Raw genomic sequence first — 25,590 nt, 5'->3', positions numbered from 1 at the left:
CGGGATGCGACGTTCGGCTCACTGCGAGCGGGCGCGGTCTCGCGCTGGCGGGTCGGTGCGCCCGCCGACCTGATCCGCCAGCGTGGTGCCGGGGACCTCCGATTCCTGAGGCTTGCGACGGCGCCCGGCCGCGATCCGGGGCGCATGCTTGCCGACCTGATCGGCGCGTCCGTCCTTCTCCGACGACGAAAGCGCCTCCGACCGGGCTCATTGCACACGACCCCGCCGCTGCCCAGCCGCGTCCGCGCGCAACCGGTTCGCGTGCTCGCCGACCTCCCCGACCCGATCCGCCAGCGCGGCATGCCGTGATTCGAGATGCGCGCGCACGTCCGCCAGCGGCAGCAGCAGGTGCGTGACATCGTCCTCTCCCAGCGCTACGCCGAGCCGGTCGGCGCTTTCCTGTCCGGCGGCGTCCAGATCCGGCGCGGAGCTGACCTCGGCGGCCAGCCGTCGCAGCACCGCCGCGTTGCGCCGGGCCCACTCCGCCACCGCCCGGTCTCCCGCGCGGCGGCCGCGTTCAGCGTCGACGCGGGCTTCCCCGGTGGTCTCCCCGGTCGCCGACGGCCGCAGCCGCAGGTACCGGCGTTCCGCGGCCTGCCTGCTCGCCACGCCGAGCGCCGGGGCCAGCGCGGCCCAGCTCGCGCCCGCCTCCCGCGCGCCCGCGATCAGTTCCGGCTCCCACTCGCCGAGCTGGTCGCGCAGCGCCCGCAACGCGGACAGCGCGGCCAGCGACCGTTCGGCCGGCGCGCCGCCGTCCCGGGCGGCCAGCACCGCCTCGCGGACGCCTTCGACCAGCATCGCGGGATCCACCTCCGCCATCGCGTCATCCTCCTGACGACTAGGCAGTTGTCATCACTTCGACGACATGCTAGAAGAAAGAAGAGTCCCTGTCGAACCGCGGAGGAGACTCCGGACGACCGGCCGGACGCGCGGGCCGATTCGCCGCGTTCCGCAGGTTTCCCGTGCCCCTTCACCGGGAATCAGGTCCGGACCGCCCGCCAGGGCGCGTCCCGGCCGCCGGCCGGAGAACCCACGCGGTCCGTCGCGCGGAGCGGGCGATCCCCGTTCCGCGCGAGTCCTTCGCGCGAGAAAGGCGTTGTCCCCGTGTCCATGCCGCTGCACACCGCCCAGACCGGTCCGTCGCACCCCGCGCTGGCGCGGCTGTGGAACTACCTCGCCGACGTCACCGGCGCACTGGGCGTCGGCCTCGAGTCCTGCACCGTCGACCACGACACCCCGGTGTCGGCGTACGTCGCCCTCGACGGCCGTCTCCCCGCCTACCCCGACCGCGACGTCGCCCTGCTGTGGGACGAAATCCACGGCTGGGCCGCGGCCGTCGAAACGCATTCCGGCGAGGACCTCATCGTCATCCGTTACCTGGGCGGGCCTTCGGTCGCCCCGTCCGCGCCGCGCGTCGCCGAGTTCACCGCCGCGGTGCGCGACGACGACCACCGGATCGGCTGCCTCGCGCCGCCCAAACTCCGAGCCCTTGGCACCCCGGCCGATCTCGACGCCGTCCTCAGCGAGGTGGTTTGACCGTCGCGCCAGGCATCTTCGCCGACCCTGATCGTCCACTGTGGACTCTCCCGTTTCGCGTTGCCGCGAACCGGGTAGCCAAGATCATGACCGAGTTCGAAGCCGAGCGGCGGATGCCCGCGACGGCGGAACACGTGTACGCCGTCGCCGCCGATTCCGCGCACCTGAACGAATGGCTGCCCGGCCAGGTCGTCGCGTCCCCCGCCGGACGCGGCGACCGGCTCCGGCTGGAATGGAGCGGCGGCTGGCTCCAGGTCGCGTCCGGCGACGCGGGCACGAGCCACGCGACGCTGCACCTGTCGGTTCCGGCCGGTCGGCGCGGCGACGATGTGCTCGCGGATCTGCGCGCCTCCCTCGACCGGCTCGCCGTTTTGTCCGGCTCGCCCGGCTGAGCCCTCTCCCGAGTCCACAATGGACACCACCGGATCGTTTTCCGTCGCACGGAACGGGACGGTCACGCCGCGGCGCGGATCGGCTACTCTGCGCCCAGGAGTTGATGGTCCCATGGTGGTGCGGAAGGAAATTCTGCCCGGGCCTCGCCGAATCAGCACGGAACGAAACCGGCTCGCGATCGACTGCGTCGTCGACAGCCTGCTGCGATGTCTCCCTCTGGCCGAGCAAACCCGGCTGGGCATCGTCGCGCCGAACCGGGGCCGCACGTGCGACCGCGAGGCCCTCCTGATGGAAATCTCGTTGCGCACCAGGCGTTCTCCGCGGGCGGCGAGATGCCTGGTCAGCGCGGTCTATTCGGCACTGGGCCGAACCTCGCCCGAGCTCGCCTCCCGGGTGCGCGCGGGCGTGAGCCCGGACGTGCTGGTCCTGCTGGGCGGGACGCGGCAGCCGTGCGCCTGGTCGCGGGAAACGCCGCCGCGGCGCCACAGCGGGTGACCGCCTTCCCGGTCAAGCCCAAGCGAACCGCCGGATCCCGTCCGCGCTGATCAGCCGTCCGAAAGCCAGCTCCGGGAAGTGCGCGGGCGCGAAAACGTCGCCGGACGCTTCGAGTTCCGCCGCGAGCCGCTGCCGCATCGCGGTCGCCGCGGGCCGGTCCACATCGAACATGCCCTCCCATTCGGGGTCGGTCAGCTCGCCCACGGTGTGCAGGACGTCGCCGAGCAGCAGGGCGCGTTCGCCGGCGTCGCTGACCACGAACACCGTCGAGCCGGGCGTGTGGCCGGGCGCGGGGCGCGCGATCAGCCCGGGGACCAGTTCGGTTTCCTCGTCGAAGGTCTCGATCCGTTCGGCGATCGGCGCGAACGTCCGCCGCACAGCCGGATCCGCGGTGTCGCCGGTCGTGAAGTGCGCCCAGTCGGCAGCGTGCATGCGGAAGGTCGCCCTCGGGAAAACGGCTTCGCCGCGGACGGTCGACCAGCCGATGTGGTCCACGTGCAAGTGGGTGAAGACCACTTCGGTGACGTCCTCGGGCGCGACTCCGGCGCGGCGCAGGTTGTCGAGCAGGCCGCCGGTGGCGAAGCCGTCGTGCTCGAAGCCCGGCCCGGTCCCGGCGTCGACCAGCACCGTGGCGCCGCCCAGCCGGAGGAGGAACGAGCCGACGTCCATCCGGATCCGGCCGTCGGCGTCCACCGGCTGGTGGCGGCATTCCCACCGCGCGCCCCTGGCGTGGACCACCGTGCCGGCCAGCGGCAGCCGGGCGATGCCGTCGAGGATCGGGACGATGTCGATGGCGCCGATTTTCATTCCAGCTCCTCGCTTTCCGGCCGTGCGCGTCCGACAGTACCGGCGAAACGATCTTGCCCGGCGCAGTCCAGCATGTGGGAGTTGCCGTTCCGGCAAGATCGCTCGCCCTCCGCGTCCGGCAGCGGCGACCCTGGACGCACACCGACCCCCGAGGAGCCGACCGATGACCACCGACGCGTCCCTGTTCTGGGACGAAGTGCACGCCGCCCGGCCTCCCGCGGACCCGCAGCCGAACGCCCGGCTCGTGGAGTGCGTCTCCGACCTCCCGCCCGGCGACGCACTCGACCTGGGCTGCGGCAACGGCGGCGACGCGCGCTGGCTCGCCGCTCGCGGCTGGACCGTGACCGCCACCGACATCTCGTCGGTCGCGGTCAACCGCCTCGCCGGAACCCGGATCACCGCGGTCCGGCACGACCTGCGGGCGAGCTTCCCGCCCGGCGACTTCGACCTAGTGACGGCGCACTACCTGCAAACCCCTTTTGAGCTGGACCGGACAGGAGTCCTGCGCACCGCCGCGCACGCCCTGCGCCCGGGCGGCCGACTGCTGGTCGTAGACCACGGTTCGAGCGCACCGTGGTCGTGGAACCAAGACCCGGACGCGCATTTCCCCGGCCCCGCGGAAATCGCCGCAGACCTAGCCCTGGACCCGGCCGAGTGGCCCCTCGAACGCGCTGACTCCCCCACCCGCATCGCGACCGGCCCGGCCGGCCAGACCGCCGAGGTCGTCGACCACGTCCTGCTGATCCGCCGCGCCGCCTGACCCTCAAGGAGACCCCCCGTGCCTCGCCGTCGCGACACCCCGCCGCCCCGCACCGGAAGCAGCGAATCCGAAGTCCTGCGCGGTTTTCTGGACTATCTCCGCACCTCGATCGCCGCCAAAGTAGACGGCGCACCAGAACCCGAAGCCCACGCCGCCGCAGTACCCTCCGGAACAAACCTGATCGGCCTGCTCCACCACCTGACCTTCGTAGAGCAGTCCCTATTTCTCGGCGAAACAGTGACAAACTGGCAATCCACTTTCCGCACCACCGACAACGTCGCCGAAGTCGTAGCCCGCTACCGAAAAACGGTCAAGCGCGCCAACAAACTCCTAGACAACTGCCCAGACCTCTCCGCCCCCATACCACCCCACAACGGCCCGACCATCCGCTGGGCCCTGACCCACATGATCGAAGAAACCGCCCGCCACGCCGGCCACGCCGACATCCTCCGAGAACAAATCGACCACTCCACCGGCCGCTAACCCCCCAGCCCCACACCCCACACCACTCCCCCACCACCTCAAGCCCCCCTCCCCTTCCCCCCTTCTCCCAACTTGCCCACCACGCGGGATCGCGCCGGCGTTTGGGGGCTGCCCGGCGTGACAGGCCGAAGGCCCCTCACGCCGGGCAGCCCCCAAACGCCGGCTTAAAAGCGATCCCGCACGCGACGACGAAGTCGGCGCCAAAAACACAGCTGGTGAGCTAATCCACCAACCTCACCACAACAAACCCACCCCGACCTAAGACAACAACCGAGGCACCCACCTCACATAACAAACCATCCCCACCACCTCCACCAACGTCTGCGCCACCACCCCCACTGCCGCAACAGCAAACTCACCGGGCAACGCCAACACCACCGGAAGCACCACCAACGAATTCCGCGCAGCCCCCGTAAACACAATCGCCCGCCCACCCGAAACATCCAACCGAAACAGCCGCACGACCCCAAGCCCGGCGAACGCCATCACCACCAGAAAAACCACATAAACCGGCACCACCGCAACCACCCCAACCCCGTGGACCTTCGGAGCCTGCGACGCGACAACAGTCGCCAACGCCACAGCCATCAACGGCACCATCGCGCTCCCGCCCGCATCAGCGAACCGCCGTCCACTCGCGTACCGCGCAGCCCACGCCTGAGTGAGCCAAGCCAGCACCAGCGGGACCACGATCAGCACCAGAAACGCCCGAAGAAACGGCCCGACCCGCACGACCCGCGCCAGGTCCGCACCCAGGAACAAATACAAGAACCCCGGCAGCAGGATCATCTGCGCGAGCAGCAGCACCGGGGTCGCGGCGAGCAGGCGGCGACTGCTGCCTCCGGCCAGGCCGCTGAAGACGATCACGTAGTCGACGCACGGGGCCAGCAGCACGAGCAGCATGCCCAGCCGCAGCGCCGGTCCGGCCGGGAAGAAGGCGAACATCGCCGCGACGACCAGCGGCACGACGACGAAGTTCACCGCCAGCGCTGCGCCGAGGAACCGGGCGTCGCGCAGGGAGCGGCCCAGTTCGGCGGCGGGCACCTGCAGGAACGTGACGTACAGCAGCGCCGCCAGGATCGGGTTGATCGCCGGTTCCAGGCCCGGCCCGGCCGCCGGGGCGAGCCGGCCGAGCAGCGCCCCGGCGGCCAGCGCGCCGAGGTAGACGGCGACCTGGTGCCGTTCCATCCGCGACGCCGGACCGGATGATTGCGACAACGGGCGCGCTCCTTCACGAATGCCAGGTACCGGACCAGGCTAGCGATCGACCCGGCAGCCCGCGGAAAGCCACCGTCTTGACGAAATCCTAACGCTCGCGAGAGACGTTTTAATGCACTCCTGACGCAAGAGAAGAACCCATTTCTTAACGCATTTCAGAATGGGGTTGATCTCGCCGCACAGCGCGTGCCAGGCGGGTCGCGCGTGCATGCTGAGCCCGTGACAGACACGGAAGAACCCCAGCGCCGCCTGGAACCGGGCGCGTTCGGGTACGCGGTGAAGCGGCTGTTTCTCGGCAAACCGCTCATCAACGCGCAATTAACGCACGAACGCCTTTCCAACACGACCGCGTTGGGCGTGCTTTCCCCGGACGCGATCTCGTCGTCGGCCTACGGCACGGAGCAGATCCTGGTCGAATTGCTCCCCTACGCCGGGCTCGCCGCGTTCAGCCTGGTGCTGCCGATCACCGGCGTGATCCTGGTCATCCTGGTGCTCGTCGCCGCCTCGTACCGGCAGGTCGTGATGGCCTACACGCGCGCGGGCGGGTCGTACGTCGTCGCGCGGGAGAACTTCGGGCCGCGCGTCGCGCAGGTCGCCGCGGCGGCGTTGCTGATCGACTACATCGTGACTGTCGCCGTGCAGACCTCGGCCGGCACGGTCGCCGTGGTGTCCGCGATCCCGGCGCTCGGGCCGTACAGCCTGGAAATCACCATTGCGATCGTCATCCTGCTCTGTTACGCCAACCTGCGCGGCCTGCGCGAAGCCGGCCGCCCGTTCGCGATCCCGACCTATCTGTTCTCCGCGCTGATGCTGGTGATGATCGTGGTCGGCCTGGTCAAGGCGATGACCGTCGGGCTCCCGGCCTACGACGCCGCCCACCTGCCCGGAGCGGTGCCGGTCCAGCACGGGGACGGCCTCATCGCCGGCGCGACAGTTCTGGTGCTGCTGCGCGCTTTCGCGAACGGCGGCTCGTCGCTGACCGGCGTGGAAGCCATCTCCAACACGGTGTCCGCGTTCCGCAGCCCGCGCGGCCTCAACGCCCGCAAGGTCCTGGTCACGATGGCCGTCATCCTCGGCGTCCTGGTCGGCGGCGTGTCGCTGCTCGCCTTCTTCACCCACGCGACTCCGTACGCCAGCGGCTACCCGTCAGTGGTCTCCCAGGAAGCCCGCGCGGTGTTCGGCGACGGCTGGTTCGGGCAAGCGATGTTCGTCGCGATCCAGACCGCGACCGCGCTCATCCTCTACACCGGGGCCAACACCAGCTTCAACGGCTTCCCGTTCCTCGCCAGTTTCGTTGCCAGCGACCGTTTCCTGCCCCGCCAGCTGACGACGCGCGGGCACCGGCTGGTGTTCTCCAACGGCATCCTGGTACTGACCGTGCTCGCCGTCGCACTGCTGTTCTTCTCCGGCGGCACGGTGACCGCGCTGGTGCCGTTCTACGCGATCGGTGTCTTCACCGGCTTCGCCATGGCCGGGTACGGCATGACCAAACACCATCTGCGCCTGCGCGAACAGGGCTGGCGGTTCAAGCTCTCGGTCAACCTCGCCGCCGGGATTCTGTCCACTGTGGTCGTCGGCATCTTCGCCATCGCCAAGTTCACCGAGGGCGCGTGGCTGGTCGTGGTGGTCTTCCCGATCCTCGTGTTCGTCCTCATCCGGCTCAACCGCGAGTACCGCGCCGAAGCCGCCGTGCTCGAACGCATCACCGCCAACCGCGCCAACCCGACGCGATACGCGCGCCACCAGGTTTTCGTGCTGGTCAATACGATCGACCTGGCCGTCCTCGAAGCATTGCGGTACGGCAAGAGCCTCCGGCCGGACAAGATCACCGCCGTGCACTTCGTGATCGACGCCCAAGCCGCCGAACGCCTGCGCGCCCGCTGGGAAGAACTCGGCATGAAAACCGGCCTGCGGCTGATCGACGTGCCCGACCGGCGAATCGCCCGCGCCGCTTACACGTTGGTGCAGAAGGCGATCGCCGACGCGGAACGGACCAGCGTGACCGTGCTCCTGCCGCGTCGAAGCTACGCGCCTTTGCTCGGACGGCTGCTGCACGACCGCACCGCCGACCGGATCGCCCGCATCGTCAGCCGCATCCCGCAAGCCGCCGCGACGATCGTGCCGTACGACGTGCAGACCCGCATCCGCACGCTCATGCCGCACCTGCCCGAGGAACGCGCCACCGCGGCAGTCGAACGGCTGCTCACCCGGATCGGTTCCACCCCGAAGGAGGAGCTGACACCCAGCGCCCTTGCCGAACTGCGGCCCGGTACTGACGTCAGCATCGATGGGAGGCTTCAGGAACTGACAGTGTCCGAAGAGGACACTCGCGGTCCGGTTCTTACGGCACAGCTCACCGACGACACCGCGACGGTCGCGCTGGAGTTCACCCAGGCGCATCCCGATCTCGAACCCGGCCAGGTGGTGCGCGTGACCGGCCGAGTCGCCGAGGGAACGCCGCTGGTCATCCGCGATCCGGTCTGCCACATCCTCGAAGCCGCCAGCGAAGAGGAGGAAGACCGGTCAGGGTCGTGAGTGTTGGCGCCGGTGAGAACCGGCATGCGCACTCACGAGGCCAGCCCGCTGAGGATCGCATCGATCCCGAACCCGAACGCCTCGTCCGAGTCCCCGCTGTGCGCCGGATCCTCCTCGACGATCCCGGCACGCACCAGCTCGGCGTGGTTCTGCTCCTCGGAGACGAAGCCGAGTACATAGTGGACGACCGTCCGCGCCGCCCATTCCGCGCGCCGCTCGTCGAACTTCCCGGTGAACAGCCGGCGCAGCGCGTGCGTGGGCACCAGCAGGTCCGGCCGGTAGGCCTGCACGAACGACACCACCTCGGCGCCGTCGCGGACTTGCAGCAGCGCCGAGCGGAAGCCCTCAGCCGCGTCGCGCGGGTCCTTCGCCACCCCCGGCAGGCCCTTCAGGATCCGCGCGGCGACGACGGCGAGCAGCTCCTGTTTGTTGGCGACGTGGTAGTACAGCGCGCCCGGCTGGACCCCCAGGTCGAGGGCCACCCGCCGCATCGACAGGCTGCTCAGCCCCGCTTCCCGCAGCAGCTCGTACGCCCGGTCGACGATCTGGTCTCGCGTCACCTTCACCCCTCTCATTCTGCCTGCCGCTTGCTTCCGGCCGAGCGGCCGCCTAGGATTTGATAGGTGTTCAAAACCTTCGACGACCTGGCCGACCGGCAGCTGGCCGGCGGCGTACTCGACCGAACTGACGCCCGCGCGGTGCTGGAAGCGCCGGACGAGGACGTGCTCGGCCTGGTCGCGGCGGCCGGGCGGCTGCGGCGCGCGCACTTCGGCAACCGGGTCAAGGTCAACTACCTCGTCAACCTGAAATCGGGCCTGTGCCCCGAGGACTGCGGGTACTGCTCGCAGCGGCTCGGGTCGTCCGCGCAGATCCTCAAGTACTCGTGGCTGTCCGCCGAGGAAACGGCGCGCCAGGCGAGCGCGGGCGTCCAAGGCGGCGCGTCGCGGGTGTGCCTGGTCGCGAGCGGGCGCGGGCCGAGCGACCGCGACGTCGACCGCGTCGCGCAGGCCGTCGAGGCGGTGAAATCCGCCCACGCCGACGTAGAGGTGTGCGCGTGCCTCGGGCTGCTCAAGGACGGTCAGGCCGAGAAGCTGCGCGAAGCCGGCGTCGACGCGTATAACCACAACCTCAACACGAGCGAGTCTCGGTACTCCGAGATCTGCACGACGCACGGGTACGACGACCGGGTGGACACCGTCGAAAAGGCCAAGTCCGCCGGGCTTTCCGCGTGCTCCGGCCTGATCGTCGGCATGGGCGAGACCGACGACGAGCTGATCGACGCGATCTTCGCGCTGCGCGACATCGACAGCGATTCGATCCCGGTCAACTTCCTGATGCCGTTCGAGGGCACGCCGCTCGCCGGAACCTGGGAGCTGAACCCGCTGCGCGCGCTGCGCATCCTCGCGCTGGCGCGATTCGCTTGCCCGACAAAGGAAGTCCGGATGGCCGGCGGGCGCGAGATGCACCTGCGTTCGCTGCAGCCGGTCGCGCTACACGTGGTCAACTCGCTGTTCCTCGGCGACTACCTCACCAGCGAAGGCCAGGCCGCGAAAGCCGACCTGGAGATGATCGCCGACGCCGGGTTCGAGGTCCTCGGCGCGGGCGAACAGCAGCAGGCCGAGCACTCCTCCCCCGCCCTGCGGGAACGCGGCGCGGGCACCGCCGCCGCACCCAACGCGTGACCGCCATGGTGTCGATGCACGACTGGCTGACCTCCGCCGAGCGGGACCGGCACGTCGCCGGCCTCGTCCGGCGGACCGATGACCGGCGGCATCCGCGAGCGTCCACATTGGACCTCGCGTCGAACGATTATCTGAGCCTCAGCACTGATCCGCGATTGCGCGCGGCCGCCGTCCAAGCCGTCGAGAAGTACGGCGCGGGCGCGGGCGCGTCGCGAGTCGTCACCGGCACCACGCCGTGTCACACGGAACTGGAACGCGAGCTGGCCGACCTCACCGGTCAACCGGCCGCGCTCGGGTTTTCCAGCGGCTATACGGCCAACATCGGCATCATCACCGCACTCGGTTCGCCGGACACGCTGCTGATCACCGACGCGCACATCCACGCGTCGCTGATCGACGGCGCGCGGCTGTCCCGCTCCCCTGTCGCGATCTGCCCGCACGGCGACCTGGACGCGCTCGCGCACCTGCTGCGCGACCGGTCGCAGGAACGGGCGATCGTGGTGGTCGAGTCGATCTATTCGGTGCTCGGCGATGCCACGGATCTTGTTCGCACCGCGGCATTGTGCGCTGAATACGACGCGTTCCTGGTGGTGGACGAAGCACACGGCATCGGCGTCGCGGGCAACGGCCGGGGCGCGGTGCACGCGGCCGGTCTCGCGGGCGCGCCGCACGTCGCGGTGACTGCCACTTTGTCGAAGGCATTGGGCGCACAGGGCGGTGCGGTGCTGGGATCGCCGTTGCTGCGCGAGCACTTGGTGAACACCGCGCGGACGTTCATCTTCGACACCGGTCTCGCCCCCGCTGCTGCCGCCAGCGCGGCGGAAGCGTGCCGGATCATCGCGGCCGAGCCTTCGCGCGTGGAGGAGCTGCACCGCGCCGCAGTCGCGATCGCCGACGCCGCAGGGGTTTCGCGGGCGCCTGGTGCGGTCCAGTCGATTCCCGCGGACTCGCCGGAGCAGGCTGTGGCCGCCGCGAACCTGCTGTACGAAAAGGACATCGTCGTCGGCTGCTTCCGCCCGCCGAGCGTCCCCGACGGCATTTCGCGGCTCCGGCTGGTCGCGCGCGCCGGTGTTGACTTGGACCGTGCGCAGGAGGCCGCGCGGCTCGCTGCCCGGTGGTCGCGCGCCGCGAGCATCGTCTGACCGGCTCGCCCGCGCTCAGGGAACGGATCTAGGACGGCAGCTCTTAGCTTCGATCTCGCACCGGCCGACGCCAAGGTCGTGAACTCCACGTGCGACGCCCTAGTCGCCCGCACCGGGATTGGCCGGAACCGTGCCGCCCACCACGACACCCAGCGGTCGCGCGTCGCGAGCCTCACCCGACCCCTTCCGGAACAACGCATCGAGCGCCAGCGCACCCGGCCCAGTGAAGGCCAGCAACAGAAACGCCCAGCAGAACATCGCCGCGGGCTCGCCGTGGTTCTGCAGCGGGAGCAGCCCGTCCGGCTGGTGGACCACGAAGTACGCATACGCCATCGAGCCCGACGCGACCAGCGCCGCGATCCGGGTGCCCACGCCGAAGGCCACCAGAAGGCCGCCCACGAGCTGGATCACCGCCGCGTACCAGGACGGCCACACGCCGGCCGCGACCGTTCCGCCCTTCGGGCCGCCGCCGAAAATCCCGAACAGCGCCGCCGCGCCGTGGGCCGCGAAGAGCAGGCCGACGACGATCCGGAACAGGCCGAGCACGAACGGGACGGCCCGGTCGAGCACACGCTCTGGCATGGGTCCTCCTCGGAGAGTGACTAAGGTAAGGCTTGCCATACCGTACGGGGCGGAGTCCCTCCCGTCCAGACGCTGTGACGCTCGCTAAATCGAACTGAACCGTTCCGCCGCCAGCCGCGTGTCGAGGGAAGGACGTCGCCCACGCACTGTTGGAGGCTGGGATGAAGGTCAAAATTCGGGCAACCCCAAGAACTTTCGGACTCTTGGCCGCGCTGGCCGGGGCGGGCTTGTTCGCCGCAGCATGCGGCGGCGGCACCAGCGGCACTGGCGGGAGCACGGCCGCACCGCCCGCCGCTCCGACGCATTTGACCGACAGCAAGGGCGACACGATCTACGTGTTCGCCGCGGACCACGACGGCCAATCCGCCTGCACCGCCAGCTGCGCGAGCTACTGGCCCCCGGTCGCGGCGGGCACCCAGCTCACCGGACCCGCGCAGGGCAGCATCGGCTCGATCACCCGGCAGGACGGGTCCAAGCAGGAGACGCTCGGCGGCCATCCGCTGTACCGGTACCTCGGCGACCACTCCGCAGGCCAGACCAACGGCCAGGGCCTGAACCTCAGCGGCGGGCTGTGGTGGATGGTCGCGCCGGACGGCACCGCGATCACCAACGCGGCAGCGCCCGCCGCGCCCAGCACCGCGCCGTCGAGCACCGGCGGGTACAGCGGGGGCGGCTACACCGGCGGCGGGTACGGCTGAGCAGCGAGGTAACGCCCTTCCGGGTAGGCGCAGTCTCAATGGGGTACCTCTGATCAGGCGAACTTGACCGAGCGGCCGAATAAGACCAAACTTCGCTAGTGATATAAGTACCCCCGTCGTCCCCGCATCGAAGGAGTTCGTCCGTGACCTCGTCGTTCGTCATCATCGGAGCCGGGCTGGCCGGAGCGAAAGCCGCCGAAGCGTTGCGCGACAAGGGTTTCGACGGGAAAATCACCATCGTCGGCGACGAGCGGCACCTGCCCTACGAGCGTCCGCCGCTGTCGAAGGACTACCTCGCGGGCAACGCCGAGGCCGAGAGCTTCCAGGTGCACGACGCCGCGTGGTACGCCGAGAAGAACGTCGAGCTGCGCCAGGGCGTCAAGGCGACGGCGATCGTGCGGGACGAGAAGCAGGTGACGCTCGACGACGGCACCAGCCTCGGCTACGACAAGCTCCTGCTGGCCACCGGCGCGAGCCCGCGCGTGCTGCCCGACACGGCGGGGATCCATTACCTGCGCCGCATCGAGGACTCCGACCGGCTCCGCGAGCTGTTCGGCACCGCGGCCAAGCTGGTCGTCGTCGGCGGCGGCTGGATCGGCCTCGAAGCGACCGCCGCCGCGCGCCAGGCCGGGGTGGAGGTCACCGTCGTCGAGGCGCTCGAACTGCCGCTGATCACCGCACTCGGCCCGGAGGTCGCGCCGGTGTTCGCCGACCTGCACCGCGCGCACGGCGTCGACCTGCGGCTCGGCGTCCAGGTCGAGCACATCTCCAACGGCGGCCAGAGCAAGCGGATCCGCCTCGGCGACGGCAGCGTCCTCGAAGCGGACGCCGTGCTGGCCGGGATCGGCGCGAAGCCGAACGTCGAACTGGCCGAGGCGGCCGGCCTCCGCGTCGACAACGGCGTGGTGACCGACGCGAGCCTGCGCACGAGCGACCCGGACATCTTCGCCGCGGGCGACGTCGCGAACGCCTACCACCCGTTCCTGGGCAAGCACGTGCGCGTCGAACACTGGGCGAACGCGCTCAACCAGCCCGCCGTGGCCGCGGCCGGGATGCTCGGCAAGGAGGAGTCGTACGACGAGCTGCCGTACTTCTTCACCGACCAGTACGACCTCGGCATGGAATACCTCGGCGCCATCGAGGGCCACGACCGCGTCGTGTTCCGCGGCGACGTGGCCGGGCGCGAGTTCATCGCCTTCTGGCTCAAGGAAAACCGCGTGCTGGCCGGGATGAACGTCAACGTCTGGGACGTCACGGACCCGATCAAGGCGCTCATCCGCTCCGGCAAGGCGGTGGACCCGGAGCGGCTGGCCGACCCCGGGGTCGCGCTGGAGGACCTCGCCTGATTTCCGTGCCCGCGGGCCGCTCCGCGTCCGGGGCGGCCCGCTAGGCTTTTCGCCGTGGGGACCGAAATTCTTTCCGACGGCTGGGACTCTCCGTACTGCGTCTTCCGCACCTCGGCGTTCGACGCGATGTTCCTAGTCGGCGGCGGAGAGGCCCCCGAGGAGGTGGACAACGTCGACGTCGAGGTCCGCTATCCCGACGGATCCCGGTGGAGCGCGACGATGTTCACCCTCGACGAGGTCGACCGGATCATGCGCCGCTGGGAAAGCACCGGCGAGTGTGCCGGTGGCAGTTATTTCGCCGGTGTCGATGAGGTGATCGTCCGCGAACCCGGCGTGCGCAAGATGACCGCCGTGCTGATCGCGATGCACGACTGCGGCGAACTCACGTCTCACCTGATGCGCTTGGACGACTAGTCCCGGGGCAGCAGGCCCTCCAGCGCCAGCTCCAGAAACCGCCGCCAGTCCCCGCTCCCCGTTCGGACCACCGACGACAAGCAGCCGACCAGCAGGTACACGTCGCCGACCGTGCAGTCCGCGCGGAGCACCCCCGCCGCCTGGTCCGCCGCGATCGCTTGCGCCAGCACCGTTTCCAGCTCTGCCAGTGCGTCGCCGCGCGGTTCGCTCCCCGCCGAACCGCGCGCCGTCTCGATCGCGGACGACAGCGCCCGGTCGCCCGACAGCACCTCGCCGACGTGCCGCAGATAGCGTTTGACCCCGGACTTCCCGTCGAGGCACCGCTTCCGCGCGTACTCCGCGATCTCGGCGAACCGCTGCTCCGCCAATGCTTCCACCAGCGCCCGCCGATCCGGGAAATTCCGGTACACCGTCCCGACGCCCACCCCGGCGACCCGCGCGATCTCCGGCAGCTGGACGTCGTCGTGCTCGGCGAGCAGCGCGCGGGCCGCCTCCAGCACCCGCGCCCGGTTACGTTCCGCGTCCGCCCTCGGCTTGCGCTCCGTTGACAACCGACGCCCTCCTCTGGTTAATCTGGAAACGGACTCCGCTTCCGATAATTGAGAGGATACCCCATGACGAAGGACCGCTTCCTGCTCTTGCAGCCCGGCGAGGCGCGCCCGGGCCGGGTGCCGCTGCCGCCCGCGTTCGCGGTGAAGGCGATGACAGGCGACACCGAGACCCGGTTCTCGCTGCTGGAGGTGACGCTGGCGCGCGACATCCCGCGCCACGTCCACCACGAGGCCGACGAGTGCATCTACGTCCTGGAAGGCGAACTGGGCATCGACTTCGCCGACGAGACGCATGTCGCGACGAAGGGGATGTTCGTGCTGCTGCCGCACGGGGTCCCGCACGCGCTGCGGGCGGTGTCGGATCCCGCGCCGCGGTTGCTGCAGATCTCCTCGCCGGGCGGGTGGGAGCATTATCTGGAGGATCTGTTCGAGGCCGGGCCCGCGGTGCTGACGGACGGCGCGGTGGACCCGGTGAAGATCAATCCGGTGGCGGCTCAGTACTCGATCACCTACGAGGAATGAGGCCGCGCAAGAGGGTCAGTGCTGCAGCACCGGCCAGACCGCCGCCGGATGACAGTGCTCAGGACACGCGAGCAAGTACAGCGCGTTGCCGAGAAAGAGCACGTAGGCGTAGGAATAGGAGCTGTCCGGCTGTTCAGGCTGACCGGGGCGGCTCTGGAAGCCGACATCCTCCGGCAGGCCGCACAAGAACAGCATCTCGGCGCCGCACGCGCAACGGTGGCTTTCCGGATCCTGCTGCCAGCGCGGCAGGCCGCCGACCTTGAACCCGCTCCGGCCGACGCTCAGTTCAGGGTGCGTTTCGGTGTTCGTGTTTCCGGGGAGGGCGGCCCGCCATACGGTTTCCGTCTCGAGCTCCGGACGGAGCACCAGCGCACGGCTGAGGAGGTGCGGTTCCTCCTCGTCGGCCGGGCCGGTCGGGTCCCGGTGCAGCAGGATCCGCCAGAACGCGCCGGGGTGCCCCCAAATCCGCGGTTTTTCCCAGTAGCGCTCCGGAAACTGCTGCGGGTCTTCCCGTAGACAGGCCGCGTCGTTGTGCACCGGGCACTGGAACACGAGCAGGTGGTCGCCGCCGAAGCGCGGGATGTCCGGCGGGACGTCCAGCTGGAAGAAGAGCACCATCCGCGCGCCGCAGTAGCACTCCGGCCAGTCCTCGCCCGCAGGCAGGATCGGCCTGCCGCCGAAGGTATTCCGCGAACTGGGTCCGGCTGGAGCGCGCGGGTCTTCCACCAGATACATCGGAAGGTCTGATCGGCGAATCTCGGACGACGGCTCGAAGACAGTCACCGGACCAGCCTAGGGCGGCGCGAGATTCCCGTCTGGCTTTCCGCGCTGAAACGGGCACCGGCCCGAAAGCCGGTACCCGCTCAACCGCTCACACGGTCCGCAACCGCCGCCACTCCCACGCGGCCAGCCCGGCGAACAACACCGTCGCCACGCAAGCGACAGCCGTCAGCAGCCACTCGGCTTCCCCGCCCCCGCCGTCCGGGGACGCGCCGGTCGTGCGCTCGATCCAATCCGGAACCGTCAACGTCAGCACCAGCGCGACGGCGCTAAGCGCGGCGAGCGCCGCCTCGGCCGAGATTCGGAGCTTTTGTGCAGTGTTCATGAGAGCCTCCCTCAGTACTTCGCCGCGTTGAGGCGCGTCCGCCAGGTGTTGCCCGCGCCGGCGTATTCGCCGTAGCTCCACACCGTCCGGGAATCCGACGGGTCCCGGCCGATGCCGAAGTAGTCGCCCCATCTGCCGCCGGTGTAGGCGCTCTGCCCGGCGATCACCGAAGCGCTGCCCTGCAGCGTTCCCGGCGGGTCGGTGGCGAGGCGGCCGGTCTGGCGGAAGTGGCCGTATTCGTCGTCCGCGGACCGGCCGAACGCGACGTGGGCGTTGCGGGAAATGTCGGTCTGGACCACCGGGAAGAAGTAGTGCCTGCGCGGCGCGCCGAACGCTCCTTGCTGCGTGATCGAGTGGCTGGGCACGTCGATCTCGTACCACTGCACCACTGACCGCGCCTCGGAGTCGCCCGGCCAGCTGTACGCGGAGGTGTGCGTGGTCCACAGACGCTGCGTTCGGCCCGCCGCTTGGAAGACCGCGTTGAGCAGCCGGGTGTCGTTCGTGGCGATTCTCGTTGTCCCGCCGTCCTTTTGCACCGCGCCGGGCGGCAGGTTGTAGCTGCGGCAGTTCACCGCGGTCGAGGTGAGCGCCGGCGCGCCGCCGGACCACAGGCCGAGCGGGTTCGAGAGCGTCCACAGGGTCAGGCTCGACCCCGACGGGAACAGCGAATTCACCAGGTAAGCCCGCGGATTCCCGCCCACGCCTTGAAAATGGCTGCACGGCTGCACGGAGAACGCGGCGCTGCGGTCCGGGTTCTTCAGGCCCCAGAAGTCCCACCAGCGGATGGTGTGGCCGCCGCCCGCGCCGCCGCCGTACAGCTCCGCCTTGTTGAAGATCCGCAGTTTCGCGTAGGCGAACCCGCCGCCGAACGCGAATTGGTTGGCGGACACGTAAATCGCCTGGGAGTCGAAGCCCAGCATCGGGTAGTCCGACCAGTTCGCGGTGGCGGTGGACCCGTTCGCGGTCGCGTCGGTGCTCCAGATCCAGTACCCGCCCGCGGGGTCGCCGGTCTGCGAGACGCCGAGCATGATCCAGGAGCCCTGCGGGTTGGCGCGCCGGGCGGCGATGCAGACGATCCACCGGCCGCTGTAGTGGTCATAGGCCAGTTTCGGGTCGAAAAGCTGCGCCCCGGCAGGCAGCACCGGGTTGAACATCGCGGTGAAATTCGCCCACCGGAACTGCTGCAGGCCGGTCTTGTCGTAGCCGACCAGGTCGACGTTGACCGCCGCCATCACCTGCTTCGGGCCGACCGCGACCGTGCAGTCCGGCGGCCGGAACGCGGTCTGCGAGATCCCCTCGAAACTCGCCGACGCCGCCGGGGCCAGCCCCTCGACGATCTCGTCCTCCGGCGGATTCTCCTCCGACAGTTCCGCCGCCGCCTCCTCGTCGAGCTGCGCGTCGAGCGCGTCCCCGGGCGCCAGCGCTTCCGCGCCGTGCTCCCGCGCCCCGGTCTTGAGCTGGTCGTACTCCTCGACCGGAACCGGGAACCGTTGCGCGAACAACGGAGACCGGTCCGGCGACGGCGGTTCGGCGAGCAGTTCGCCGACCGTCAGATCCGCCATTTCCCGCGACGCGCCGCCGGCCGTTTCTCCGGCTTGGCCCTCGAGCACCTGTGCTTCAGGCATCACGGTGATCACCCTCTTCCTCCGCGGCCTCGTCGCCGGCCCGTGCCGGGGCGTCGGCCTCCTCCTCCCGATCGCGGTGCCGCCGCGCCGCCGCTTTCAGCCGTTCCATCTCGGCGGCCGGAACCGGCATCCCGATCGGAATCTCGTACCCCGGTTCCGGTTCGGCGGGCGCGTTTTCGTTCGCCGGGCCGCTTTCCGCGCCCTCGGCGCGTCCCGCACCGGACCGTTCGCCCATCGCCCACCCCCGGGAAATCCGCCCGAAAAGATCCATTTCGGCGGCGTTCACGAAAAAGGTCGCACAAGAGCCGAGAACGGATACCGGAGCCCCGCAACCTTCAGCCGAACGGCGCAGCGGAAATCGATTGCACCATTTTTTCCCCGACTCCCGACGAAGGCGCATAAAAACCGACCGAAAACAGTTTCCAAGAACCTTTCCAAGCGCCGGGAGCCCTCGGCCCGCCCCCTGCCCCGTACGCCCGAATACTGGCGGATCAAGCTGTTTTGGGCCGTTGACCCGTACTTGACCGGGTTGCGCCGCACTCGCTGATCATCTCGCGCGAAAGCCGCTTCGCAACCCCGCGCTTACGTCCACCTTGTGCATTTTGTCGCCCGACAAGTTGAGCGCCCGGTTAATTCTTCACTCATTCCTTCGAAGGTAGGTACCGCGATAACCCGGTCACGGCGGACGCTGGCGCGACCGTGCCCGAGGAGGAGATTTCCATGTCCCGACTTGCCCGTTTCGCCGCGCCTGCCGTCATTCTGGCCGGTTCGCTCGCTTTGGTCGCGCCGGCCGCGCACGCCGACGTCCAGCACTCGCTGGCCGCGAAGTGCTCGCAGTCCTACCTTCCGCTGCCCGACCCGGCCTGCACGCCCGGCGCGACCAACCCGGACGTCACCCAGGACACCATCGACGACACGATCTGCGTCTCCGGCTGGACGGCCACCATCCGCCCGCCGACGTCCTACACCAACCAGCTCAAGAAGCAGGGCATCATCGACTACGGCTACTCCGACACGTCGCTCAGCTCGTACGAGGAGGACCACTTCCTGCCGCTCGAACTGGGCGGCGCGCCGAAGGACCCGAAGAACCTCTGGCCCGAACCGCACGACGGCGACCAGAACTCCTACAGCAAGGATTCCGTCGAGAACGCGGTGAAGAAGGCGGTGTGCGCGGGGAAGGCAACGCTGGCCGACGCGCAGCACGCGATGCTGACCAACTGGACCACCGCGGAATCCGTGCTGGGCATCGACTGATCTGGGGTTTCAGCTTCCGGGCCCTTGCCTAGGCCCGAAACCGCAATGTCCGTGAAGGGCTCCTCGAGGGAATCTGATTCCCTCGAGGAGCCCTTCACGGTCCCGCGACAGGGCCCTCAGCGTTCGGCGGGCCGGGAAAGCACAGCCAGCCGTGGGCGTCGCGTGTCCCCCAGGCCCGGCCCCGGCCGGTGCGCGCGGCACACCGTGCACACCACGGCGTGGCTGACCGGAGTCCCGTCCTCCTGGACCAGCCTTCCCACGTGCACCGCCTCGCGTCCGCACTGTCCACAAGGGACGGTCGCGCTTTCCGGGTCCACCAGCAGCCTGCTCATCTCGTGCTCCCTCCATAGGTTCTCCGGCGAGTGCGCCCGCCCGCCCGGTTACCCGTCGTCTTCCCGGGCAAACCGGACGCTTCCGCCCTTCCGGTTTGCCCTGGCCGGAAGCGGGTAAGCCGTCGGTCAGGCGGAAGGGAGCAGGCGATGGGGCCACACCGGCAGCCGGATCCCCGCCGGGCGCTGCGGTCGATGGAACGGGATCTTCTCGCCACCGACGCGCTGTGGGTGCGCCGTGCCTTCGGCGAGAAGGCGTGGCCGCTGCGCAGGGCGTGGCCCGTGGCGTGCTGGGCTCTCACCGCGATCGCCGCCGGGCTCGTGGCCTGCGGGATCGCCTTTCCGCCGGAGGTGCCGCTCGCGCTGCTCGGCTTCGTGCTGGCCGCGGTCGCGGTGTGCGGGCACGTCGCCCGCCAGGAGTGCCTGCGTCCGCCGGCCCGCCGGACTCCCGGTCCGGGAAAAGGATTTCCATGCCGCCCGTCGCAGTCGTGACCGGGGCCGGCACCGGAGTGCGCCGGGCCGAACGTGAGCCGGGGCCGATCGACGTCTGGGCCAATGTCGCGTTCGGCTCGCGGTTCGCCGACCTCCGGCCCGAGGAATACCGGCGCGTCACCGAAGTGGCCTATCTCGGTTTCGGGCAAACCGACCGGCCTCAGCCGCCGGACCAGCCCGCGAACCTGGGGGAACCGGCGGACGGCCCGCGCGGGTTCGACCAGCAGGCGAAAGGGCACGCCGTCCAGCCGGTGCTGAACCGTCGTCACGGCGCGGTGACCGGACAGCTGCTGCACCGCATCGTCAAGTCCGAAAAGGACTGTCGATTCCGCTGCTGGGCAAGGAAAGTCCGCTGGTGAGACCGTTCCGGAACCGCGCCGACGCGGGCGCCCGGCTCGCCGCCGCGCTGGCCTGGCGGGAGTGGGCCGACCCGGTCGTCTTCGGGCTCGCCCGCGGCGGCCTGCCGGTCGCCGCACCTGTCGCCCTTGAACTGGACGCACCGCTGGAACTCCTGGTCGCCCGCAAGATCGGCGCGCCGGGACGGCCGGAGCTCGGCCTCGGCGCCGTCGCGGCGGACGGGCCGCCGTTCTTCGACCGCGCCGGGCTCCGCGCGCTCGGGCTGACGGTCGACGACGTCGCCCCTCTCGTCGACCACGCCCGCACCGAAGCCCGCGACCAGGTCCGCCGCTACCTGGGCAGTCGCGTCCCGCGCTCGCCGGCCGGGCGCGACGTGGTGGTGGTCGACGACGGCGTGGCCACCGGCGGGACCGCGATCGCCGCGCTGCGAGCCCTTCGCTCGTCCGCACCGTTGCGGCTGGTCTTCGCCGCTCCGGTCGGCGCGCCGTCCGCGGTGGAGAAGCTCGCCCGGGAGGCGGACGAGGTGGTGTGCCTCCGCGAGCCGGAGGGCTTCCGCGCGGTCGGCGAGTTCTATTCGGACTTCAGCCCGACCAGCGACGACGAAGTCCTCGCCCTCGTTCCCCGGTGATCAGCCGAACGCCGACAACAGCCAGAAAACCAGCGCCGCGACCCCCGCCGCGGCCGGGAACGTGAGCACCCACCCCAGCACGATGTCGCGCGCGATCCCCCACCGCACCGCCGAAAGCCGCCGCGTCGCGCCGACCCCCATCACCGCCGCCGTGATCACGTGCGTGGTCGAAATCGGCGCCTTCACCGCGAAAGCAGTCAGGTACAACACCGACGCGCCAACGGATTCCGCGACAAACCCGTGCGGCGGGTCGAGCGGGAACACCCGGCGGCCCAACGTCCGCATGATCCGCAGACCGCCCGAGCAGGTACCGAGCGACAACGCCCCGGCGCACACCAGTGTCACCCACAGGGGCACCGAAAACGTGTTCTGCTTTCCCGCCGCGATCAGCGCCAGGACGAGCACGCCCATCCCCTTCTGCGCGTCCTGCAATCCGTGCCCGAGCGCCAGCGCCGAGGCCGACACGATCTGCAGCCGCCGGAACACCCGGCCGCTGCGGTGCGGATTCGCCCGCCTCAGCAACCACAGCACCGCCACCATCGCCGCATAGCCGAGCACGAGCCCGAGCAGCGGCGAAGCGACCATCGGCACCAGCACCTTTTCGACGATGCCGGTCCAGTGCACCGTGCTCGCCGCGGCCAGCGCGGCCCCGACCATGCCGCCGATCAGCGAATGCGACGACGAGGACGGCAGCCCGAAATACCAGGTCACCAGGTTCCACGCGATCGCGCCGACCAGCGCGGCGAGCACCACGGTCAGCGCGCCCGGGCCGGCCGGGACGTCGATGATTCCTTTCGCGACAGTCGCGGCGATCCCGGTCGACAGCAGCGCTCCGGCCAGGTTCATCACCGCGGCCAGCACGAGCGCGGTGCGCAGCGGGAGCGCCCGCGTCGACACCGCGCTGGCGATCGCGTTGGCCGCGTCGTGGAAGCCGTTGGTGTAGTCGAAGAAAATCGTCAGCGCCACGACCGCGATCAGCGCGGCGGTGCCGTCCACTCAGGACTCCTTGACCGCGATCGTCTGCACCACGTCCGCGACGTGCTCGAATCCGTCCGCGGCCAGTTCGAACTGTTCGACGACTTCCTTCGCCTTGAGCACTTCGAGCGCGTCGGCCCCCGGCTGGAAGAGGTCGGCGAGCATCCGCCGGTAGGTGTGGTCCGCCTCGTTCTCCAGGGCGTTGATCTCGATCCAGTACGGCGAGAGCTCGCCGACCTTCGCCAGCCCCGGCATCGCCTCCGCGGTCAGCTCCGCGGCGCGGGACAACACGCGCAGCATCCCCTTGGTGCCCGGCGGAAACTCCGCCAGCCGGTACAGCACGGCGAGGTCGGCCGCAGTGTCCAAAAAGTCAAGGACGTCGTCGATCCGCGCGGCCAGCGCCTGGATGTCCTCGCGGTCGAACGGCGTGACGAACGTGCTGTTCAGCTCGACCATGACGGTGTGCGTCAGGTCGTCTCCCGCGTGCTCGACCTCGTGCAGGCGGGCCGCGATGGCCTCCCGCTCTCCGGGCGGCGCCTCGGTGAGATCGCGCAGCAAAGCGGTGGCGGTGACGAGGTTGGCCGCCGCGTCCGCGAGCAGCTGGAAGAACTGGCTTCCGCGAGGTTTTATGCGCATCGGAAGATCAGTTACCCCGAATGCCCCGCGGTTACACCGGCGCGGTGTGCCGAACGCCCGCATCGGGTACCCACCGGGCAATCAGGGAGGAAGGAGCTGCCGATGCGTCCGGTCTGGCAGGGTGCGCTGTCGTTCGGGCTGGTGAACGTCCCGGTGCGGATGTACAAGGCGGTCGAGGACCACGCGGTGCACTTCACGCAGTTCCAGCGCGGGACGCGGGACCGCATCCGCTACCGGCGGGTGAACGAGCGGACCGGCGACGAGGTGCCCTACGACGACATCGTGCGCGGCCGGGAGGTCGGCGACGACGAGTACGTGCTGGTCGAGCAGGAGGAACTGGACGAGATCGCGCCTGGCCGGTCGCGGTCGCTCGAGGTGGAGAGCTTCGTGGACCTCGAGGAGGTCGACCCGGTGTACTTCGACCGCGCCTACTGGCTCGCCCCCGCCAAGGAGGAGGCGCAACGCCCGTACGTGCTGCTGCTCGACGCGCTCTCCCGCCGGGACAAGGCGGCCGTCGCGAAGTTCGTCTTCCACGGCCGGGAGCACCTCGCGCTCGCCCGAGCCGGAGACGGCGTGATCGTGCTCAACACGCTGCATTACGCCGCCGAGGTGCGCAGCGCGGACGACGTGCCGCAGCTGCCCGCCAAGGCCAAGACCAACCAGAAAGAGCTGGACCTCGCGGTGAAGCTGATCGACGCGATGTCCGAGCCGTGGCGGCCGGAGGAGTTCCGCGACACCTACCGCGAGCGGGTGGAGGAACTGATCGAGGCGAAGAAGGCGGGGAACACCGTCACGCCCGCCGCGGAGCCGGAGCAGCCGACCAAGGTGGTCGACCTGATGGAGGCGCTGGCCAAGAGCGTGCGGGGCAGCCGTCGGCCGCGTACGCCGGATCTGTCCGGGCTGTCCAAGACGGAGCTGCAGAAGCTGGCGAAGGAGCGGGACGTCAAGGGGCGCTCGAAGATGTCGCGCGCTGATTTGGAGGCTGCGCTGAAGGCGTCGTAAGGGTCAGCGCAGCGCCCGCGCCAACTGCGGAATCCGCCCGCCGGCCAGCAGCACGTCCACCTGGCGCGGCGACAGCTGATGCCTCGCCCGGTACTCCTCGTCCCGCGTCTGATTCCGCACCACGAACTCCGCGGTCTCAGCCAGCCGATGCAGGCCGGACACGCACAGCACGTCGTCGCGCCGGATCTTCTCGCCGTCCTCCGGATCGGCGAATTCCAGCGGCAGCACCCCGAAGTTCACCAGGTTCTGCCAGTGGATCCGGGCGAACGACCGGGCCAGAACCACTCGCAGGCCCAGGTACCGGGCAGTGATCGCGGCGTGCTCGCGCGACGAACCCTGGCCGTAGTTCTCCCCCGCCACCACGAAATGTTCCGGGCTGTCGGCCGCGCGCTTCGGGTAGTCCTCGTCGAGCCGAGTGAACGTGAACTCGGCCAGCTTCGGGATGTTCGAGCGGTACGGCAGCGCGCGTGCCCCGGCGGGCGAGATCTCGTCGGTCGACACGTCGTCCCCGGCCTTCAGCAGCACCGGGCCCTCGATCTCGTCCGGCAACGGCTCGAAGTCCGGCAGCCCGGCGACGTTCGGGCCCTTCACCAGCTCCTCCCGCATCGCCTCGTCCTCGGGCAGCGGAGCGGTGAAGACGCGCGGGTCAGCCGCCGAGCGGGCCGGTCCGGAAACCCGCGGGTGGGCGAGGTGGTGGACGGTGGCGTAGTCGCGCGGATCGGTCAGCACGCCGGTCAGCGCCGACACCGCGGCGGTCTCCGGCGAGCACAGCCAGACCGAATCGTCCGAGGTGCCGGACCGGCCGGGGAAATTCCGCGGGAACGTGCGCAGCGAGTTCGTGCCGGGCGCGGGCGCCTGGCCCATCCCGATGCAGCCGAGGCAGCCCGCCTGGTGCACCCGGGCCCCGGCCGCGACGAGGTCGGTGAGGTGTCCGCTGCGGGCCAGTTCGACGAGGATCTGCCGCGACGTCGGGTTGACGTCGAAGCTGACCGAATCGGCCGTCTGCCTGCCCCGGACGGTGGCCGCGGCGACCGCGAAGTCCCGGAACCCGGGGTTGGCCGACGAACCGATCACCACCTGCCCAACCGGAGTGCCCGACACCTCCCGCACCGGAACCACGTTGCCGGGCGAAGAGGGTTTCGCGACCAGCGGCTCCACCGTGGACAGATCGATCTCGTCTTCGATGTCGTAAGAAGCGTCGCGGCCGGCGCGCAGGTCGCGGAAGTCGTGCTCGCGCCCCTCCGCGCGCAGGAACGCGCGGATCGCTTCGTCGGCCGGGAAGACCGTCGCGGTCGCGCCCAGTTCGGCGCCCATGTTCGCGATCACGTGCCGGTCCATCGCGCTCAGGCAGGCCAGCCCCGGCCCGTGGTACTCGATGATCCGGTGCCGCCCGCCGCTCACGCCGTGCCTTCGCAGCATCTCCAGCACGACGTCCTTCGCCGACACCCACGGCGGCAGCTCGCCGCTCAGCCGGACACCCCAGATCTCCGGCATCCGCAGGTAGAGCGGCTCCCCGGCGATGGCCAGCGCCACTTCGAGGCCGCCGACACCCACCGCGAGCATGCCCAGCGCCCCGGCCGCGCAGGTGTGCGAATCGGACCCGGCGAGGCTCTTGCCCGGCGCGCCGAACCGCTCCATGTGCGTCGGATGCGAGACCCCGTTGCCCGCTTTGGAGAACCACAGCCCGAACCTGCGGCAGGCCGAGCGCAGGTAGGCGTGGTCCTCGGCGTTCTTCTCGTCGGCCTGCAGCAGGTTGTGATCGACGTACTGGACGCTCAGCTCGGTCCGCGCGCGGTCGAGCCCGAGCGCCTCGAGTTCCTGCATCACGAGCGTGCCCGTGGCGTCCTGGGTCAGCGTTTGATCGGCCCGCAGGCCGATCTCGGTCCCTGGTTCGAGCCGGCCGGCGACCAGGTGCTCGGCCAGCAGCCGCCCGGCGAGAGTCTGTTCGCGTCCCACGCCCGGGCGGATACCCGTTTCCGGCGCGGCGAACCGCCATGTTTCCGGCCCGCCCGCACCGGCAATC

31 protein-coding genes are annotated in these 25,590 nt (G+C 70.1%); 17 read left to right on the top strand and 14 right to left on the bottom strand.

The features are described 5' to 3' along the window. Positions 1-207: 207 nt before the first annotated feature. On the bottom strand, positions 208-819 hold the full coding sequence (locus ABD156_RS00755; protein ID WP_344264624.1) for an HSP18 transcriptional regulator: 612 nt from the start codon (positions 817-819) through the stop codon (positions 208-210). Positions 820-1,110: 291 nt separating this feature from the next. Here ABD156_RS00755 and ABD156_RS00750 point away from each other — a divergent pair, with 291 nt between their 5' ends. The 3 genes from ABD156_RS00750 (at position 1,111) to ABD156_RS00740 (ending at position 2,424) form a co-directional block, all read left to right on the top strand. Next, positions 1,111-1,536, top strand: coding sequence for a DUF6292 family protein (locus tag ABD156_RS00750; protein WP_344264764.1), 426 nt, complete (start codon positions 1,111-1,113; stop codon positions 1,534-1,536). Positions 1,537-1,622: 86 nt separating this feature from the next. Further along, positions 1,623-1,928, top strand: coding sequence for an SRPBCC family protein (locus ABD156_RS00745; RefSeq protein ID WP_344264621.1), 306 nt, complete (start codon positions 1,623-1,625; stop codon positions 1,926-1,928). 112 nt (positions 1,929-2,040) lie between these two features. Continuing rightward, positions 2,041-2,424: a DUF2267 domain-containing protein gene (locus ABD156_RS00740; protein WP_344264618.1), complete on the top strand. Its 384-nt coding sequence runs from the start codon at positions 2,041-2,043 to the stop codon at positions 2,422-2,424. Between the two features lie 12 nt (positions 2,425-2,436). Here the strand turns inward: ABD156_RS00740 and ABD156_RS00735 are convergent, their stop codons facing one another. Next, positions 2,437-3,231 (bottom strand): MBL fold metallo-hydrolase, encoded by a 795-nt coding sequence (locus ABD156_RS00735; RefSeq protein WP_344264615.1) that lies wholly within the window; start codon positions 3,229-3,231, stop codon positions 2,437-2,439. Positions 3,232-3,394: 163 nt separating this feature from the next. On the opposite strand from ABD156_RS00735, the gene ABD156_RS00730 reads away from it, so the two are divergent. Together ABD156_RS00730 and ABD156_RS00725 are read left to right on the top strand one after the other, a co-directional pair. Next, positions 3,395-3,991, top strand: a complete 597-nt coding sequence (locus ABD156_RS00730; protein ID WP_344264612.1) for a class I SAM-dependent methyltransferase — start codon at positions 3,395-3,397, stop codon at positions 3,989-3,991. A gap of 18 nt (positions 3,992-4,009) precedes the next feature. Continuing rightward, entirely contained in the window at positions 4,010-4,474 is a 465-nt protein-coding gene (locus tag ABD156_RS00725; RefSeq protein WP_344264609.1) for a DinB family protein, read from the top strand. Between the two features lie 258 nt (positions 4,475-4,732). Here ABD156_RS00725 and ABD156_RS00720 read toward each other — a convergent pair whose 3' ends face one another. Then, a complete protein-coding gene (locus ABD156_RS00720) occupies positions 4,733-5,662 on the bottom strand; it encodes a bile acid:sodium symporter (RefSeq protein ID WP_344264761.1) in 930 nt (309 codons plus the stop codon). A 249-nt stretch (positions 5,663-5,911) separates the two neighbouring features. Between ABD156_RS00720 and ABD156_RS00715 the strand changes: the two genes are divergently transcribed. Continuing rightward, complete coding sequence (locus ABD156_RS00715) at positions 5,912-8,227, top strand: amino acid permease (RefSeq protein WP_344264606.1); 2,316 nt, start codon at positions 5,912-5,914, stop codon at positions 8,225-8,227. 32 nt (positions 8,228-8,259) lie between these two features. Here ABD156_RS00715 and ABD156_RS00710 read toward each other — a convergent pair whose 3' ends face one another. Then, positions 8,260-8,802: a TetR family transcriptional regulator gene (locus ABD156_RS00710; protein WP_344264603.1), complete on the bottom strand. Its 543-nt coding sequence runs from the start codon at positions 8,800-8,802 to the stop codon at positions 8,260-8,262. 48 nt (positions 8,803-8,850) lie between these two features. Between ABD156_RS00710 and bioB the strand changes: the two genes are divergently transcribed. Continuing rightward, a complete protein-coding gene (gene bioB, locus ABD156_RS00705) occupies positions 8,851-9,909 on the top strand; it encodes a biotin synthase BioB (protein ID WP_377926637.1) in 1,059 nt (352 codons plus the stop codon). A 5-nt stretch (positions 9,910-9,914) separates the two neighbouring features. After that, complete coding sequence (locus ABD156_RS00700) at positions 9,915-11,051, top strand: 8-amino-7-oxononanoate synthase (protein WP_350540440.1); 1,137 nt, start codon at positions 9,915-9,917, stop codon at positions 11,049-11,051. A 99-nt stretch (positions 11,052-11,150) separates the two neighbouring features. On the opposite strand, the gene ABD156_RS00695 is transcribed toward ABD156_RS00700, so the two are convergent. Beyond that, entirely contained in the window at positions 11,151-11,633 is a 483-nt protein-coding gene (locus tag ABD156_RS00695; protein ID WP_344264597.1) for a DoxX family protein, read from the bottom strand. 161 nt (positions 11,634-11,794) lie between these two features. Here ABD156_RS00695 and ABD156_RS00690 point away from each other — a divergent pair, with 161 nt between their 5' ends. The 3 genes from ABD156_RS00690 (at position 11,795) to ABD156_RS00680 (ending at position 14,091) form a co-directional block, all read left to right on the top strand. Continuing rightward, positions 11,795-12,331, top strand: a complete 537-nt coding sequence (locus ABD156_RS00690; RefSeq protein ID WP_344264594.1) for a COG4315 family predicted lipoprotein — start codon at positions 11,795-11,797, stop codon at positions 12,329-12,331. Between the two features lie 143 nt (positions 12,332-12,474). Continuing rightward, positions 12,475-13,677, top strand: coding sequence for an NAD(P)/FAD-dependent oxidoreductase (locus ABD156_RS00685; protein ID WP_344264591.1), 1,203 nt, complete (start codon positions 12,475-12,477; stop codon positions 13,675-13,677). A gap of 54 nt (positions 13,678-13,731) precedes the next feature. Continuing rightward, positions 13,732-14,091 (top strand): hypothetical protein, encoded by a 360-nt coding sequence (locus tag ABD156_RS00680; protein WP_344264588.1) that lies wholly within the window; start codon positions 13,732-13,734, stop codon positions 14,089-14,091. Here ABD156_RS00680 and ABD156_RS00675 read toward each other — a convergent pair. Further along, entirely contained in the window at positions 14,088-14,642 is a 555-nt protein-coding gene (locus tag ABD156_RS00675; protein WP_344264585.1) for a TetR/AcrR family transcriptional regulator, read from the bottom strand. The two genes, ABD156_RS00680 and ABD156_RS00675, sit on opposite strands and share 4 nt — an antisense overlap. A 63-nt stretch (positions 14,643-14,705) precedes the next feature. Here ABD156_RS00675 and ABD156_RS00670 point away from each other — a divergent pair, with 63 nt between their 5' ends. Continuing rightward, the gene (locus ABD156_RS00670) at positions 14,706-15,164 is read left to right on the top strand and encodes a cupin domain-containing protein (protein WP_344264582.1); all 459 of its coding nucleotides are present in this window, start codon (positions 14,706-14,708) and stop codon (positions 15,162-15,164) included. Between the two features lie 15 nt (positions 15,165-15,179). Here the strand turns inward: ABD156_RS00670 and ABD156_RS00665 are convergent, their stop codons facing one another. From ABD156_RS00665 to ABD156_RS00650, 4 genes are all read right to left on the bottom strand, one after another. Further along, positions 15,180-15,947: a hypothetical protein gene (locus ABD156_RS00665; RefSeq protein WP_344264579.1), complete on the bottom strand. Its 768-nt coding sequence runs from the start codon at positions 15,945-15,947 to the stop codon at positions 15,180-15,182. Positions 15,948-16,035: 88 nt separating this feature from the next. Next, entirely contained in the window at positions 16,036-16,269 is a 234-nt protein-coding gene (locus ABD156_RS00660; RefSeq protein ID WP_344264576.1) for a hypothetical protein, read from the bottom strand. 11 nt (positions 16,270-16,280) lie between these two features. After that, positions 16,281-17,894 carry a hypothetical protein gene (locus tag ABD156_RS00655; protein WP_344264573.1) on the bottom strand — a complete coding sequence of 538 codons (1,614 nt, stop codon included), beginning with the start codon at positions 17,892-17,894 and terminating at the stop codon, positions 16,281-16,283. Continuing rightward, positions 17,887-18,180 (bottom strand): hypothetical protein, encoded by a 294-nt coding sequence (locus ABD156_RS00650; protein ID WP_344264570.1) that lies wholly within the window; start codon positions 18,178-18,180, stop codon positions 17,887-17,889. Before ABD156_RS00650 ends, ABD156_RS00655 begins: the two co-directional genes overlap by 8 nt. 434 nt (positions 18,181-18,614) lie before the next feature. On the opposite strand from ABD156_RS00650, the gene ABD156_RS00645 reads away from it, so the two are divergent. After that, positions 18,615-19,148: a hypothetical protein gene (locus tag ABD156_RS00645; protein ID WP_344264567.1), complete on the top strand. Its 534-nt coding sequence runs from the start codon at positions 18,615-18,617 to the stop codon at positions 19,146-19,148. Positions 19,149-19,264: 116 nt separating this feature from the next. Here ABD156_RS00645 and ABD156_RS00640 read toward each other — a convergent pair whose 3' ends face one another. Beyond that, positions 19,265-19,480: a hypothetical protein gene (locus ABD156_RS00640; protein WP_344264565.1), complete on the bottom strand. Its 216-nt coding sequence runs from the start codon at positions 19,478-19,480 to the stop codon at positions 19,265-19,267. Positions 19,481-19,627: 147 nt separating this feature from the next. On the opposite strand from ABD156_RS00640, the gene ABD156_RS00635 reads away from it, so the two are divergent. The 3 genes from ABD156_RS00635 to ABD156_RS00625 are packed head-to-tail and all read left to right on the top strand — an operon-like array spanning position 19,628 to position 20,954. Further along, positions 19,628-19,969, top strand: coding sequence for a DUF3040 domain-containing protein (locus ABD156_RS00635; protein ID WP_344264563.1), 342 nt, complete (start codon positions 19,628-19,630; stop codon positions 19,967-19,969). Continuing rightward, positions 19,948-20,328, top strand: coding sequence for a hypothetical protein (locus ABD156_RS00630; RefSeq protein WP_344264559.1), 381 nt, complete (start codon positions 19,948-19,950; stop codon positions 20,326-20,328). Before ABD156_RS00635 ends, ABD156_RS00630 begins: the two co-directional genes overlap by 22 nt. Continuing rightward, positions 20,325-20,954 carry a phosphoribosyltransferase gene (locus ABD156_RS00625; protein ID WP_344264556.1) on the top strand — a complete coding sequence of 210 codons (630 nt, stop codon included), beginning with the start codon at positions 20,325-20,327 and terminating at the stop codon, positions 20,952-20,954. Before ABD156_RS00630 ends, ABD156_RS00625 begins: the two co-directional genes overlap by 4 nt. Here ABD156_RS00625 and ABD156_RS00620 read toward each other — a convergent pair whose 3' ends face one another. Next, a complete protein-coding gene (locus ABD156_RS00620; RefSeq protein ID WP_344264553.1) occupies positions 20,955-21,950 on the bottom strand; it encodes an inorganic phosphate transporter in 996 nt (331 codons plus the stop codon). After that, positions 21,951-22,565, bottom strand: a complete 615-nt coding sequence (locus tag ABD156_RS00615; RefSeq protein WP_344264550.1) for a DUF47 domain-containing protein — start codon at positions 22,563-22,565, stop codon at positions 21,951-21,953. Between the two features lie 102 nt (positions 22,566-22,667). Here ABD156_RS00615 and ku point away from each other — a divergent pair, with 102 nt between their 5' ends. Next, on the top strand, positions 22,668-23,567 hold the full coding sequence (ku, locus tag ABD156_RS00610) for a non-homologous end joining protein Ku (RefSeq protein WP_344264547.1): 900 nt from the start codon (positions 22,668-22,670) through the stop codon (positions 23,565-23,567). Positions 23,568-23,570: 3 nt separating this feature from the next. Here the strand turns inward: ku and ABD156_RS00605 are convergent, their stop codons facing one another. Then, on the bottom strand, positions 23,571-25,523 hold the full coding sequence (locus ABD156_RS00605; protein WP_344264544.1) for an aconitate hydratase: 1,953 nt from the start codon (positions 25,521-25,523) through the stop codon (positions 23,571-23,573). Between the last annotated feature and the right edge of the window lie 67 nt (positions 25,524-25,590).

It is taken from the genome of Amycolatopsis albidoflavus (genome assembly GCF_039525725.1).
Lineage (GTDB): Bacteria > Actinomycetota > Actinomycetes > Mycobacteriales > Pseudonocardiaceae > Amycolatopsis > Amycolatopsis albidoflava.
The sequence above is the reverse complement of the archived record's forward strand: the minus strand, read 5'-3'. Positions and strand labels throughout refer to the sequence as shown.

Excerpts from the sequence above, each read along its gene's own strand:
- ABD156_RS00750 (WP_344264764.1), top strand. The coding sequence starts at position 1,111 with ATGCCGCTGCACACCGCCCAGACCGGTCCGTCGCACCCCGCGCTGGCG.
- ABD156_RS00635 (WP_344264563.1), top strand. The coding sequence starts at position 19,628 with ATGGGGCCACACCGGCAGCCGGATCCCCGCCGGGCGCTGCGGTCGATG.
- ABD156_RS00640 (WP_344264565.1), bottom strand. The coding sequence starts at position 19,480 with ATGAGCAGGCTGCTGGTGGACCCGGAAAGCGCGACCGTCCCTTGTGGA.
- ABD156_RS00735 (WP_344264615.1), bottom strand. The coding sequence starts at position 3,231 with ATGAAAATCGGCGCCATCGACATCGTCCCGATCCTCGACGGCATCGCC.
- ABD156_RS00700 (WP_350540440.1), top strand. The coding sequence starts at position 9,915 with ATGGTGTCGATGCACGACTGGCTGACCTCCGCCGAGCGGGACCGGCAC.
- ABD156_RS00690 (WP_344264594.1), top strand. The coding sequence starts at position 11,795 with ATGAAGGTCAAAATTCGGGCAACCCCAAGAACTTTCGGACTCTTGGCC.
- ABD156_RS00745 (WP_344264621.1), top strand. The coding sequence starts at position 1,623 with ATGACCGAGTTCGAAGCCGAGCGGCGGATGCCCGCGACGGCGGAACAC.
- ABD156_RS00615 (WP_344264550.1), bottom strand. The coding sequence starts at position 22,565 with ATGCGCATAAAACCTCGCGGAAGCCAGTTCTTCCAGCTGCTCGCGGAC.
- ABD156_RS00740 (WP_344264618.1), top strand. The coding sequence starts at position 2,041 with ATGGTGGTGCGGAAGGAAATTCTGCCCGGGCCTCGCCGAATCAGCACG.
- ABD156_RS00630 (WP_344264559.1), top strand. The coding sequence starts at position 19,948 with ATGCCGCCCGTCGCAGTCGTGACCGGGGCCGGCACCGGAGTGCGCCGG.
- ABD156_RS00695 (WP_344264597.1), bottom strand. The coding sequence starts at position 11,633 with ATGCCAGAGCGTGTGCTCGACCGGGCCGTCCCGTTCGTGCTCGGCCTG.
- ku (WP_344264547.1), top strand. The coding sequence starts at position 22,668 with ATGCGTCCGGTCTGGCAGGGTGCGCTGTCGTTCGGGCTGGTGAACGTC.
- ABD156_RS00720 (WP_344264761.1), bottom strand. The coding sequence starts at position 5,662 with ATGGAACGGCACCAGGTCGCCGTCTACCTCGGCGCGCTGGCCGCCGGG.
- ABD156_RS00710 (WP_344264603.1), bottom strand. The coding sequence starts at position 8,802 with ATGAGAGGGGTGAAGGTGACGCGAGACCAGATCGTCGACCGGGCGTAC.
- ABD156_RS00655 (WP_344264573.1), bottom strand. The coding sequence starts at position 17,894 with ATGCCTGAAGCACAGGTGCTCGAGGGCCAAGCCGGAGAAACGGCCGGC.
- ABD156_RS00645 (WP_344264567.1), top strand. The coding sequence starts at position 18,615 with ATGTCCCGACTTGCCCGTTTCGCCGCGCCTGCCGTCATTCTGGCCGGT.
- ABD156_RS00670 (WP_344264582.1), top strand. The coding sequence starts at position 14,706 with ATGACGAAGGACCGCTTCCTGCTCTTGCAGCCCGGCGAGGCGCGCCCG.
- ABD156_RS00730 (WP_344264612.1), top strand. The coding sequence starts at position 3,395 with ATGACCACCGACGCGTCCCTGTTCTGGGACGAAGTGCACGCCGCCCGG.
- ABD156_RS00755 (WP_344264624.1), bottom strand. The coding sequence starts at position 819 with ATGGCGGAGGTGGATCCCGCGATGCTGGTCGAAGGCGTCCGCGAGGCG.
- ABD156_RS00660 (WP_344264576.1), bottom strand. The coding sequence starts at position 16,269 with ATGAACACTGCACAAAAGCTCCGAATCTCGGCCGAGGCGGCGCTCGCC.